This window comes from Streptomyces sp. S3(2020) (assembly GCF_013044505.1).
Lineage (GTDB): Bacteria > Actinomycetota > Actinomycetes > Streptomycetales > Streptomycetaceae > Streptomyces.
Window position 1 is genome coordinate 25,185 of record NZ_JABERD010000088.1, and the last position, 11,900, is coordinate 37,084.

General features: G+C 69.4%; 12 protein-coding genes. 8 read left to right on the forward strand and 4 right to left on the reverse strand.

Annotated features, from left to right (window positions below):
• Positions 1 to 106 precede the first annotated feature (106 nt).
• Complete coding sequence (locus HLK59_RS26160) at positions 107 to 859, reverse strand: IclR family transcriptional regulator (RefSeq protein ID WP_206327603.1); 753 nt, start codon at positions 857 to 859, stop codon at positions 107 to 109.
• Between the two features lie 72 nt (positions 860 to 931).
• Complete coding sequence (locus tag HLK59_RS26165; protein ID WP_277349526.1) at positions 932 to 1,873, reverse strand: NAD(P)-dependent oxidoreductase; 942 nt, start codon at positions 1,871 to 1,873, stop codon at positions 932 to 934.
• A gap of 126 nt (positions 1,874 to 1,999) precedes the next feature.
• Between HLK59_RS26165 and HLK59_RS26170 the strand changes: the two genes are divergently transcribed.
• The 6 genes from HLK59_RS26170 to HLK59_RS26195 all read left to right on the forward strand — a co-directional run bounded on the left by HLK59_RS26170 (position 2,000) and on the right by HLK59_RS26195 (position 7,941).
• Positions 2,000 to 2,920 carry a LysR family transcriptional regulator gene (locus HLK59_RS26170; RefSeq protein ID WP_171143961.1) on the forward strand — a complete coding sequence of 307 codons (921 nt, stop codon included), beginning with the start codon at positions 2,000 to 2,002 and terminating at the stop codon, positions 2,918 to 2,920.
• Positions 2,921 to 3,123: 203 nt separating this feature from the next.
• Positions 3,124 to 3,786, forward strand: coding sequence for an ABC transporter permease (locus HLK59_RS26175; RefSeq protein ID WP_171143962.1), 663 nt, complete (start codon positions 3,124 to 3,126; stop codon positions 3,784 to 3,786).
• A 49-nt stretch (positions 3,787 to 3,835) separates the two neighbouring features.
• Entirely contained in the window at positions 3,836 to 4,810 is a 975-nt protein-coding gene (locus HLK59_RS26180) for an ABC transporter ATP-binding protein (RefSeq protein WP_346779817.1), read from the forward strand.
• Entirely contained in the window at positions 4,807 to 5,598 is a 792-nt protein-coding gene (locus HLK59_RS26185; RefSeq protein ID WP_171143964.1) for an ABC transporter permease, read from the forward strand. The genes HLK59_RS26180 and HLK59_RS26185 overlap by 4 nt, the downstream gene beginning before the upstream one ends.
• Before the next feature lie 88 nt (positions 5,599 to 5,686).
• On the forward strand, positions 5,687 to 6,670 hold the full coding sequence (locus HLK59_RS26190; protein WP_171143965.1) for a glycine betaine ABC transporter substrate-binding protein: 984 nt from the start codon (positions 5,687 to 5,689) through the stop codon (positions 6,668 to 6,670).
• Positions 6,667 to 7,941 (forward strand): Xaa-Pro peptidase family protein, encoded by a 1,275-nt coding sequence (locus HLK59_RS26195; protein ID WP_171143966.1) that lies wholly within the window; start codon positions 6,667 to 6,669, stop codon positions 7,939 to 7,941. Before HLK59_RS26190 ends, HLK59_RS26195 begins: the two co-directional genes overlap by 4 nt.
• Positions 7,942 to 8,004: 63 nt before the next feature.
• On the opposite strand, the gene HLK59_RS26200 is transcribed toward HLK59_RS26195, so the two are convergent.
• Positions 8,005 to 8,511 (reverse strand): MarR family winged helix-turn-helix transcriptional regulator, encoded by a 507-nt coding sequence (locus HLK59_RS26200; RefSeq protein WP_346779815.1) that lies wholly within the window; start codon positions 8,509 to 8,511, stop codon positions 8,005 to 8,007.
• Positions 8,512 to 8,679: 168 nt separating this feature from the next.
• On the opposite strand from HLK59_RS26200, the gene HLK59_RS26205 reads away from it, so the two are divergent.
• Positions 8,680 to 10,110 (forward strand): DHA2 family efflux MFS transporter permease subunit, encoded by a 1,431-nt coding sequence (locus HLK59_RS26205; protein ID WP_346779816.1) that lies wholly within the window; start codon positions 8,680 to 8,682, stop codon positions 10,108 to 10,110.
• Positions 10,111 to 10,212: 102 nt separating this feature from the next.
• On the opposite strand, the gene HLK59_RS26210 is transcribed toward HLK59_RS26205, so the two are convergent.
• Positions 10,213 to 11,097 (reverse strand): IclR family transcriptional regulator, encoded by an 885-nt coding sequence (locus tag HLK59_RS26210; RefSeq protein ID WP_206327604.1) that lies wholly within the window; start codon positions 11,095 to 11,097, stop codon positions 10,213 to 10,215.
• 85 nt (positions 11,098 to 11,182) lie between these two features.
• Here HLK59_RS26210 and HLK59_RS51235 point away from each other — a divergent pair.
• Positions 11,183 to 11,900 (forward strand): hypothetical protein (locus HLK59_RS51235; protein WP_240982652.1); only part of this gene is annotated, 718 nt, incomplete at its 3' end.

Genomic DNA, 11,900 nt, shown 5'->3' on the forward strand with positions numbered 1-11,900 from the left:
GTTGCTCGACGCGCAACTGTTGTTCGGCGGACCTGCTGTCAGGAAGCCCGGAGATCACGGATCCGCGCGTGGCCGGTACCCGGACGGGCCGTGGTCGCGAGCGACCTCAACGCTTGTCCTGCCCCAGCCGTCGGGACACCTCGGCGGTGGTGTCCAGGAGCAGGGGCACGACACTCTCAAGGTGCTCGTCCGTGGGGTGGAAGACGCTCATCGAGGCGATCACATCGCCTCGGGCGTTCCGGACCGGTGCGGCCAGCGACGTCAGGCCGTCCTCCCACTCGTCTTCGGTGACCGCGAAGCCGAGTTCGCGGATCCGGCTGAGCTCCTCGCGCAGGGTCTCCGCTTCAGCGAGCGTGAGCGGGGCACACCGTGAGAGGTCGCCGAGCACCTCTGTCAGCCTGCCGTGCTCCAGGCCGGACAGCAGCACCTTGCCGTCGCTCGTCGCGTGCAGCGGGAGATGCCGTCCCACGGGGTTGCGGGAATGCGGCGCCGTCGGGCCCGGCACCTGATCCAGATAGAACACCGAACTGCCCGACAGCACCGCGACGTTCACGGGTGCGCCCGTCTCGGCCGCGAGCCGTCGGCACGGCGGCCGTGCCTCCTGGAGCAGCGCCAGGCCGACGCCGGTCGCTCGGGCCAGTCGCAGAAGGCCCGTTCCGAGGCGGTACTTCCCCCGGTCACCCGACTGCTCCACGAGCCGGTGCTGCCTGAGAGTGGCCAGCATCCGCCAGGCCGTGCTCTTGTTGACGTCGAGTTCGTCGGCGATCTCGGTGACGCCGGCCGCGCCGGTGCGGGCGAGCACCTCCAGGATGGTCAGGGCTCGGTCGACGGACTGGATGCCTGAGCCGACATCGTTCACGAGGGCGGACTCACCGCCGGCAGGTGTCGGTCCGTACCGCACAAGGGCGGGGTGCCGTTGCATCTCCGGGCCTCATGTCCCGACCGGGGCGGGGGAGTTGCTGTCGTCGACCTCCCACGGCGGAACCCAGTCCCCGGCGAGGCGGAAGGAGACGTCCGCGTCCTCTTCGATGCGCTTGGCGACATGCAGCTCGGCCGCATCGGGTCCGTACCGGTCGGCGGCGACCTTGAACGCACCGCGGGCGGCGTCGGTGAGGGGCAGCTCGGCACCGAGGTCGTTCTGGAGGCCCTGGATGAGGCGAAGATCCTTGAGGCACAGGTCCAGGGTGAACGAGGGATCGTAGTGCCCGGCGAAGATGGAAGGGGCGTCGTGCGAGGCGACGAAGGAGTCCCCGACGGACTGCCGGATCGCGGACCAGAGCACCTCCAGCTCGACACCGTTGCGTACCCCGAGTGCGAACCCCTCGCCGATGGCCGCGGCGGAGATGAACCACAGCTGGTTGGTGACCAGTTTGACGACGTTCCCGGTGCCGAGCGGGCCGCAGGCGATCACTGTGCCCAGGGTTTCGAGGATGGGGCGGACCCGCTCGACGTCGGTCGGGTCGCCCCCGGCGAACAGGGTGAGGCGGCCGTTGCGGGCGCCGTCGACGGCGCCGGTCACCGGTGAGTCGACGACGCTGACGCCTTGGGGCGCGCGAGCGGTGAGGCGGGAGACGAGGCCGATGTCGTTGGTGGTGAGGTCGACCCAGACGGAGCCCGGGCGCAGCGCCGCCAGCGCGCCCCCGTCGACCATGACGGCCTCCACGTGGTCGGGACGCGGCAGCGACGTCAGGAAGATGTCCGCCGCGGAAGCGCAGGCGGTCGCGGACTCGGCGGCGACAGCTCCGGCGTCGACCGCCGAGGCGACCTTCGTGGGGTCGATGTCGAACGCGTGCACGTTGTAGCCGGCCTGCGCCAGACGGCGACACATCGGTCCGCCCATACTGCCGAGACCGACAAAGCCCACAGTAATCATGATCGCTGCCTCTCACTTCGGCGTGCCGTCGGGGACGACGCGCGCCCACTGTGTTCGCGATGCAACCTAGGGCGCCCACAGCTGATGAGGTAGCCTCTGCCTCCTTCGGGAGCCAAAGGAGTTGCCTTGGTCACGCTGCACCAGCTTCGCTGCTTCGTGGCGACGGTCGAACACGGCTCGTTCACCAAGGCGGCCGACGCCCTCGGTCTGGCCCAGCCATCACTGGCGCAGCAGATCCGGCTGCTGGAGCGGGCGCTGTCCACCGTCCTCTTCCAGCGGGTCGGGCGTGGGGTCGTGCCCACCGAGGCCGCTTCGGCGTTCGAGGGCCACGCCCGGCAGGCGCTCGACGCGGTCGAGCAGGGGAGCAGAGCGGTCGCCGACGCGGACCGGGCGGTCACCGGGACCATCCGGTTCGGGCTCTTCGGCGCCGCCCACCTCTACCTGGAGACCCAGCTCGTCGCCGACATGCGCGAGCGCTTCCCCTCGGCCCGGCTCGCCCTCATCGGACAGAACTCCATGGACACCATCGAGCTGGTCCGCCGCGGCCAGCTGGAGGCGGCCCTGGTGGCCCTGCCCATCGACGACAGCGCGCTGCGCGTCACACCGGTCACCCGTGACGAGGTCGTGTACGTCACCGCGGATCCGGATCGGACCCAGCAGTTCGTGTCCTGCGACGACCTCGCCGCCGCCACACTGGTGCTGTCCGAGGTCACCTGGGGTGACGCCGACTACACCCGGCAACAGCTCAGGAGTGCCGTGCAGTCGGTGGGCGGCACCTTGCAGCCGGCCATCGAGGTCGAGAACGTGGAAACCGCCCTGGAGGTGGCCGCGTTGGGACTCGCCGACGCGATCACCGCCCGCAGCGTCGTGCGCCGGTACCAGGACAAGCTGCCCGCACGGCTGCACTGCTTCTCGCTGGAACCACGGCTCTACGACCACTTCGCGATCGTGTGCCGGCACAACGCGGTGCTCTCCCGTCCGGTCCAGGCCGTGATCGAGATGGCCGCTGCCCGGCTCCGCGAACTGGTCAGGGCGACGACGGCCTGAATCGGACACCGTCCGAGTCGTGCCCAAGGAATCTCCACTGCCTTGTGAAGGAGACGAAGGCTACCTCGTGACCCGCGAGAGGCCTAGGTTGCTCCGCACACAGCTGGAGCGCCTCGTCACGGACGACGCGCTGCGTGAAAGGCAGTGGTCATGGTCCCAAGGCTTTGTCGCATCGACTATCCCTCCACCGGCCGGTGATCCACATGGCCGGTTTCGGACTCACCTTCAGCGAGTACCTCTCCAACAATCGCGCCGACATCGTCGTCCGGGTGCAGCAGCACGCACTCCTCTCGCTCTACACCATCCTGTGCGCCGCGGTGATCGGGGTCGGGCTGGCGATCCTCGTCCACCGAAGGCGTACGGCAGCCAACTTCTGCGTCGCCACCGCGGCCGTCGGCTTCACCCTGCCCTCCGTCGCGGTCTTCGGCATCCTGTTCTCCTTGGTCGGCGGCAACCTGCTGGCCGTGTTCCCACCACTGGTGATGTACGCGGTGCTGCCGATCCTGCGCAACAGCGTCGTCGGGCTCCAGAGCGTCGACGAGGACCTGCTCGACGCCGCCCGAGGCATGGGGATGAACCGATTCCGCCGGCTCTGGCAGGTCGAACTGCCGACGGCCTGGCCGGTCATCCTCGCCGGGCTGCGGGTGTCGGCGCAGCTGACCGTCGGCATCGTCACCATCGCCGCCTTCGTGGTCAACATGGGGCTCGGTTACTACGGTTACGCCTCGCTCGACAACCTCGGCTCGGCGAACACCGGGAACGAGGCCCTGGTGTGCGTGCTCTTCGTCGCCCTCATCGCGCTGGCCTTCGACGCCCTCTTCGTCGTCGTCCGTCGCCTCACCATGCCCAGGGGAATCCGTGTTTGAGCGAACCCGAACCACCACAGACACCGCCGCCGAGTCAGCCGGCCTCCCGATCGTCCTGGAAGACCTGACCAAGTCGTACCCGGGCGCGGCCAAGCCCGCCGTGGACGCCATCACCATGGAGATCCCCGCCGGAGAGATCGTCGTCTTCGTCGGCCCCTCCGGTTGCGGCAAGACCACCACGATGCGGATGATCAACCGCCTCATCACACCCACCTCGGGGCGGATCACGATCGGCGGCGAGGACGCCGCGGCCCTCGACGACGTCACACTGCGCCGCCGTATCGGCTACGTGATCCAGCAGACCGGGCTCATCCCCCACCTGACCATCGCGCACAACGTCGGCCTGGTCCCGAGGATGCTCAAGTGGAACAAGAAGGACGTCAGTGCGCGTGTCGACGAGATGCTCACCCTGGTCGGACTCGATCCCGGCCAGTACGGCAGGCGCTACCCGCGTCAGCTCTCCGGCGGCCAGCAGCAACGCGTCGGCGTCGCCCGCGCCTTGGCGGCCGACCCCCCGATCATGCTGATGGACGAACCGTTCGGCGCCGTCGACCCGATCACCCGCGCCAGGCTCCAGGACGAGTTCCTGTCGTTGCAGAAGATCCTGCGCAAGACGATCATCTTCGTCACCCATGACTTCGACGAGGCACTGAAGCTCGGCGACCGCATAGCCGTGCTCCGCGAGGGCTCACGCATCGTCCAGTACGACACCCCTGAGCGGATCCTCGCCGACCCCGCCGACGCGTTCGTGGAAGGGTTCATCGGGGCGGGAGCGGCACTGAAACGGCTGCACTTCGAGCGCGTCGACTCCCTCGCGTTCGACAAGAACGCGGAACGGCCCGCCGCGCCCGAGAGCGTGGAGCCGTCCCGCACGTTGCACGAGGCGCTGGACCTGATGGTGGGCAAGGGCCTGCGCTCGGTGACCGTCGTGAAGGACGGCGAGCCGGTCGGAACGGTCAGCATCGACGACATCCTGAGCCGGGTCGTCTCGGCCGGACAGCGCGATCAGGTCGGTGCCCCATGACGTCGACGGCCGCGCCGGCGGCCCTCGTGGACAAGACCGAGTCCCGTGACACCCAGGGGAAACCGGTTCTCAGCCGGAGCACCTCGACCGTGCCGGCACTGTGCGCGATCGTCCTCGCCCTCCTCTACGCCGTCGTCCAGGGCCGCAGTGTCGACGTGGTCGAAGCCAACATGCTCCACTGGGCGACGCTGCGCCACGCCGTCATCGAGCACATCTACATCAGCGTGGTCATCGCCGTACTGGTGTTGCTGATCGCCGTTCCGCTGGGTGTCCTGGTGACCCGCCGTCGGACCCGGTGGCTGGCACCGTTCGTGCTCGCCGTGGGAAATCTCGGCCAGTCCGCCCCCAGCCTCGGGTTGCTGGCCCTGTTCGGGAGCTATCTGTTCATCGGCTTCTGGGCCGTCGTGATCATCCTGACCGCCTACACAGCCCTGTCCGTACTGCGCAACACCATCGTCGGCCTGCAGGGCATCGACCCCAGCGTGCTCGACGCCGCCAAGGGGATGGGCATGTCCCCGGCCCGAATCCTGTTCGGTGTCGAGTTGCCGCTGGCCGTACCCATCATCGGTGCCGGCACCCGTACCGCGATCGTGCTCGCCGTGGCCACGGTTCCCCTGGGGAGCTTCCTCGGGGCCGGCGGTCTGGGCGCCACGCTGTTCGGCGCGGTGCGCAGCGACCGCCCCTTCGCCGTCCTGGTGGCCTCCGTGATGATCGCCGTGCTCGCCCTGCTCATGGACTGGGCCGCGGGGATTCTCCAGCGTTGCCTCACCCCCCGCGGCATCCGCTGACCGACCTCGCGATCCGCGCCCTCTGACCATCGATCACCCCTGCCTGCCGCGGCACGCCGCAGCACGGAGAGAACCAGAAGGACAAGCCATGAACTCTTCCCCGAGACTGACCGTTGTCACCGTCACACTGGCCACAGCCCTGCTCGGAGCGACCGCCTGTGGCAGCGGCCTGAGCGAGGGCGGCGCGGACACCGGAAAGGGCCCCTGTACGGGAGTGAAGGCGGGCTCGGTCGATCCCGCCGCGCTCGACGGGGTCACGGTGAAGGTCGGCTCCAAGGAGTTCGACGAACAGCTGCTGCTGGGCCAGCTCACCCTCAAGATGATGTGCGCCGCGGGAGCGAAGGCCGTCGACGAGACCAACAGCAAGGGCGCCAGCCAGACCCGGGCGAAGCTCACCCGCGGGGAGAGCGACGTCTACTGGGAGTACACCGGAACGGCCTGGGTCGACTTCCTCAAGCAGAAGCCGATCTTCGACGCCGAGAAGCAGTACGACGCGGTCAAGAAGATGGACCTCGAGAACGGCGTGGTCTGGGGACAACGAGCCCCCTTCAACAACACCTTCGCCTTCGCGGTCTCCGACGACTTCGCCAAGAAGAACAACGTGGAGACCGACTCCGACATGGCCGCGTACCTCAACGAGAACCCTTCGTCGAAGGTCTGTGTCGAGTCGGAGTTCCTCAGCCGCATCGACGGCTATCCGGGCTTCAAGAAGGCCTACGACATCACCGGCGGCACGACGACCTCGCTCGGCATCGGCGTGATCTACACCCAGACAGGCAAGGGCACCTGCGACTTCGGCGAGGTGTTCACCACCGACGGCCGCATCAGCGCACTCGGCCTGCACGTGCTCGACGACGACAAGTCCTTCTTCCCCATCTACAACGCCGTTCCCCAGGTGATGAAGAAGACGGACGAGGAGCACCCGCAGATCCTGCAAGTGCTCAAGCCGCTCGCCGAGGTGCTGACCACGTCGGTGATGCAGGAGCTGAACGCCCGGGTGAGCGCCAAGGGCGAGGAACCCGCCGCCGTCGCCACCGACTTCCTCAAGGAGAAGGGCTTCCTGAAGCAGTGAGCCGTATCCGCGAGAGCGCGGCGAGCCGACCCCCGGAGACGTCCTCCGAACATCCGGGGCAGCTGGAGATCGACATACCCGGCAGGCTCGAACGGATCGACGCCAGGCGCTTGAACACCGATCGCCTGGCAAGGGTCCGGGAGCAGCTGGTGCGAGCGGACTACGGCGCCGCGCTGCTCGCGGACCCGTTGAACATCCGCTACGCGACGGGCACCCGGAACATGCAGATCTGGACGATGCACGCCCCCGGACGCTACGTGTTCGTCCCCGTGGACGGCCCGGTGGTGATGTTCGAGTTCGGGACCTCCCTGCACCTGGCCGACGGCTTCGAGACCGTCGACGAGGTACGGCCCGGCACCTCCCCGTTCTACTTTCTGACCGGCCCCCGTCGGCCGGAGAAGTCGGAGCAATGGGCGCGGGAAGTGATCGAGCTGATGCGGGCACACGGCGGGACCGACCAACGGCTGGCAGTCGACCGCTGCGAGCCCTGGAACGCCGAACTGCTGGTGCGGGCCGGGATCTCCCTCTTCGACGCGCAGGAGCCACTGGAACTCGCGCGCATGGTCAAGACCCCCGAGGAGATCCAGTGTCTCCAGCTCGCGGTCGACGTGGCGGACGTCGCGATCCGTCGAATGCGGGAGTCGGTCGTCCCCGGCATGACCGAGAACCAGCTCTGGTCGATCCTCCACGAAACGAACATCGCCCACGACGGCGAATGGATCGAGTGCCGTCTTCTCGCCTCCGGCCCCAGGACCAACCCGTGGTTCCAGGAGTGCGGCAACAGGGTCATCGAGGCGGGAGACCTGGTCGCGTTCGACACCGACATGATCGGACCCGCCGGGTACATGGCGGACCTCTCACGCGCGTTCGTGTGCCCCGGCAAGCCTCCCACGGGCGAGCAGCGCCGACTCTACGAACTCGCCCAGGAACAGGTCCTCACCAACGTCGAACTCATCCAGCCCGGTATGTCGTTCGCCGAGTTCGGTGCGAAGTGCTGGGCGGTACCGGCCGAGTTCGTGCCGCGCCGGTACATGATGCTCGTCCATGGCGCGGGGCTGGCCGACGAGAGCCCTGTGGTCACCTGCGCGGCCGACCGCGAACAGTCCGGCTACGACGGAGTGTTCGAGGAGGGCATGGTCGTGTGCGCCGAGAGCTTCATCGGTGAAGTGGGCGGACGCGAGGGCGTCAAGCTGGAGGAGCAGGTGCTGATCACGGCACAGGGAGCGGTACGGCTGTCCTCGGACTCCCTGGACGGCGGACTCGTCGTCTGACCCGATGCGCGGCCCGAGCACACTCCGGAGGCGGGAAGGCACCCTGAAGCGATCACGTCGGCGCTAGTCCGGCCGGGGGCGTGTCTCGTGCCGTGCGCCGTGGGGCTTTCCGGAGGGCTGGGGGTGCTTCGGCGCGGTGTCGACCGTGTCGCGGATCCGGGCCAGGAGGGTGCGCAGGGTGGCGCGGTCTTCGGCGGTGAGGGCGCCGGTGGCCGTGCTGAGGGCCTCCCGGTCCAGATCCTCCGCCTCCTCGTGGCAGGAGCGGCCCGCGTCGGTGAGGGCGAGCAGATGGGCTCGACGGTCGGTGGGGTGCGGCAGCCGGACCACCAGGTGGTCCCTCTCCAGGGCGTCCACCAGGCTGGTCGCGGTGCGGGCGGCGATGCCCAGCATGTCGCTGAGGTCGCGCATCCGCATCGGCTCGGCGGCATGGGCGAGAAAACGCAGCGCGCGCAGCCGCGCCACCGAGGTGCCCTTCTCGGCCAGTCTTCCGTCGACGTAGGACCGCAGCCGGTGGGTGGTGGCGAACATCTCGTCCACCAATGGATCACTGCTGCCCGGTACGTCCCTCACCGTGGCGCTCCCGTCCTCGTCGGCTTGTCTTCACGGACCACAACTGCTGTGCGCCGCAGGTCCGTTCCTACCGCATGCGGGCGGCGGACCGCCGGACGGCCGGCCGTTCCCGGTGCGGCGAAGACTCCTGACAATGATGAGCATACTCATACTGAGTATGCTCATCATGTGTCCGTACGTCTCAACCAGCGCATCGTCGTCCCCATCGTCTGTGTGGTCACCGCGTTCATGTCCATCGTGGACGGAGCCGGAACCACTGTCGCCCTGCCCTCCATCGGACGGGACTTCGGGCTCGCCACCGCCGGCCTGGATGCCGTCGTCGTGGTCTACCCCGTCTGTGTCGGTCTCGCCGTCCCGGTCTCGGCGTGGCTCGGGGACCGCTTCGGCGGCCGGAGCACGGTACTTGTCTCGTTCGCCGTCTTCACCCTCGCCTCCGGGCTCTGCGGAGCGGCCGGGTCGCTCGGCGAACTCGTCGCCTGGCGTGCTCTCCAGGGCCTGGCGGCAGGCATCCTGCTACCGGTCACCGCTGCCCTGCTCTACCGCACCTTCAGCCTGTCCGAGCAGGTCAAGGTCTCCCGCTACATGATCATCCCGCAGCAGGTCGCGCCCGCCCTGGCACCGATGGGGGCGGGCTGGCTCGTCGACCACCTGTCATGGCGCTGGGTGTTCTACGCCAACCTCCCCATCGGCGCCGCGGTCCTGGTCTTCGGGCTGCTCTTCCTCGACCGGCACCGGGACCACGTCCCCGGGCGCCTCGACCTGCCGGGCCTGGTGCTCACCGCCTTCGGCACGGCCGGGCTGATGTTCGGCGTGAGTGAGGGCGCCGAGATGGGCTGGGGGAGTCCGCTGGTGATGGCCGCGCTGATCGGCGGTGCGGCCCTGCTGGGTGCGGCCGTCGTGGTCGAACTGTGGGTACCCGAACCCGCTCTGCGGGTCCGTCTCTTCGCCGACCGGCTCTTCCGCGACACCAACATCATCGCCTTCATCGGTTTCATCGGCTTCATGGGGGCGATGTTCCTCGGCCCGCTCTTCCTCCAGGAGGGCCTGGGGCTGAGCGCCTGGGAGTCCGGTTCCGCCACCTTCGCCGAGGCTCTGGGGGTGCTGCTCACCGTCCAGCTCGTCGGCCCGCTCTACGCGCGGGTCGGCCCCCGCCGTATCGCAGGCTGCGGGCTCCTCGGGGTGGCGCTGGTACTGGTCGCCTTCTCCCGGCTGGACGCGGAGTTCTCGCTGTGGGCGTTCCGGGGGCTCATGTTCCTGCTCGGCGCCGCCATGGGCGGGGTGTTCATGCCCACCACGGTCGCCTCGTTCACCTCGATCGCGAAAGCCGACGTCTCGCACGCCTCCACCCTCAACACGGTCGTACGGCAGGCAGCCAACGCCGCCGCTCCCGCCGTGGTCACCGCCGTGCTGGCCTCGGCCACCGCCGTCGGCACAGGCGTCGACGCCCATCCACCGGTCTCCGCGTTCCAGCACGCCTACCTGGTGCTCGCGGCCGTCTCCGCGGTCGCCGCGCTGTTCGCGTTCACCATGCCGGACCGTGCGGCCCGGATCGCCGCGTCGGCCCGCCCGGCCACCCGGCGCGAGGCGGTCGACGCCTGACCGGATCGCGTGGCCCGCAGCGGGTGGCGTGGTCGGTCGACCGCACTCGCTCGCGTCGACAGATGGACGTCGTAGTGGTTGCAACGTAGCCGGGATGTGCGCTCAGGTTCCGCGCAAGGCGGCCTCCAGACGGCGTCCCCAGTGCAGGGCTGCGGCTACGCACTCCTGGGTTCTGGGTTCCAGGCGCCGTCGCGGTCCGACGACCTGGACCGCGGCGACGACCTCGTCCGTGAAATCGCGGACCGGTACGGCGACCGAGTACAGGCCGGGTTCGGCTTCCTCGTCGACGATCGAGTAGCCGCGCCGCCGGGTCACCGCCAGCCGGCGCAGGAAGTCGTCGACGTCGGTCGGTGTGCGAGGGCCGTGGCGTACGAAGTCGGTGCGGGAGAAGACGGAGGCCACCTCGTCGTCGGTGGCGTCGCTCAGCAGGGCCTGGCCGCAGTCACTGCAATAGGCCGGATACGGGCGGCCGATCCATGAGCCGAGCTGGCGGCTGCCGGGAGGTACCCGTTCCGCGACGGTCACGGTGGTGTCGCCGACGAGGACGCCGAGGTAGCAGCTCTCGCCGGTCTGGGCGGCCATGCCCTCCAGCGCGGTGAGGCCGTCGGTGTGCAGTCGGTGCGTGGTGAGATCGCGTGCCGCCGCGTAGAGCCGCCAGTGCGGCGTGAGTCCTCCCGAGATGTCGTCGCGGGCGACGAACTCCTCCGCGGCCATGGCGGTGACGGTGCGGGACAGCTGACTGCGGTCGCGGCCCATGGTCCTGGCCAGTTCCGAGACGGACGGGGCCGAGCCGTGTCGTCGACCCTCGGCCGCGCCGCGACTGAGCATCGCCAGGGCATCCAGGCCCTTTGCCACGGTCGAGTCCACGTGCTCCTCCGCCGTAACGACGCGCCCGGTCGCCCGGGTGGCGTGCCAGTGGTTGCCAGCCTCGAACCCTACCGTCGTCTCCCGTGCGACCCATGCGGTCCGTGCGACCTGCGCGATCATGACGTGTGCAGCATATGCATCTTGCCATGTATTTAATGCACGCCTAGCATTCCATGTGTCAGCCGCCGCCGAGTACGAGAGACGCATGCGCATGGTTACGACGACGATGACGCCGGAAGCCGCCGGGCGGGATCGCGGGTCCCCGCAGGCGTCCGTCCGGCGTCGGACGGTCCGGACGATCAAGGTGTACTGGCCGGTCGAGACGGCGACCCTGGTCGCCTGCGCGGAGGGGGACCTCGACGCGCTGCGCTCCGACGAGTCCTTCGCCACGTTGCTGCGCGTGCTGGAGACCTCGCCCGAGCTCGGGGACTTCGGTGTCTATGGCGACGTCTTCGAAGTGGCCTTCGGCGTCGAGGGCTTCACCGTCCGGCCCGGCGCCCGGCCCTCCCTCGGTTCGGTCGGTGACCGGTTCCTCTCCTCGACCCTGTCGGTGACCACGTACGTCGACGCAGAGACGGACGACGAGGAACTGGCGCGGGTACTCGCCCGCCTCGCGAACGCCCACCCATGGGAGATCCCGGTGATCGAGCTCTCCGCCCCGCTGGACCTCGTCACCCGCGCGCTCAGGCGCGGCTGCGGAGGTCCGTCGGCGCCGGGACCTCGGTCACCGGCCCCCCCCAGGCGTGAGCGTTGCAAAGGGGGGCCAGCACCACCGCGCGTTCCCCGGCAGCCGTGCCTGCGTGGGCGGCCGTGGGCTCCGACAGGGCCGTGGAGAGGCACCGGCCACCGACCGCACCGCCGGCGCGCCCCCCGCCCGCCCCGCCCGGGGAGCCCCCTACCCCCCCCGCCCCCTCGCCGCCCGG

What these genes read in the sequence shown, in the direction of transcription:
- HLK59_RS26190 (WP_171143965.1), top strand. Translation starts at nt 5,687, where the DNA reads ATGAACTCTTCCCCGAGACTGACCGTTGTCACCGTCACACTGGCCACA.
- HLK59_RS26185 (WP_171143964.1), top strand. Translation starts at nt 4,807, where the DNA reads ATGACGTCGACGGCCGCGCCGGCGGCCCTCGTGGACAAGACCGAGTCC.
- HLK59_RS26210 (WP_206327604.1), bottom strand. Translation starts at nt 11,097, where the DNA reads ATGATCGCGCAGGTCGCACGGACCGCATGGGTCGCACGGGAGACGACG.
- HLK59_RS26175 (WP_171143962.1), top strand. Translation starts at nt 3,124, where the DNA reads ATGGCCGGTTTCGGACTCACCTTCAGCGAGTACCTCTCCAACAATCGC.
- HLK59_RS26165 (WP_277349526.1), bottom strand. Translation starts at nt 1,873, where the DNA reads ATGATTACTGTGGGCTTTGTCGGTCTCGGCAGTATGGGCGGACCGATG.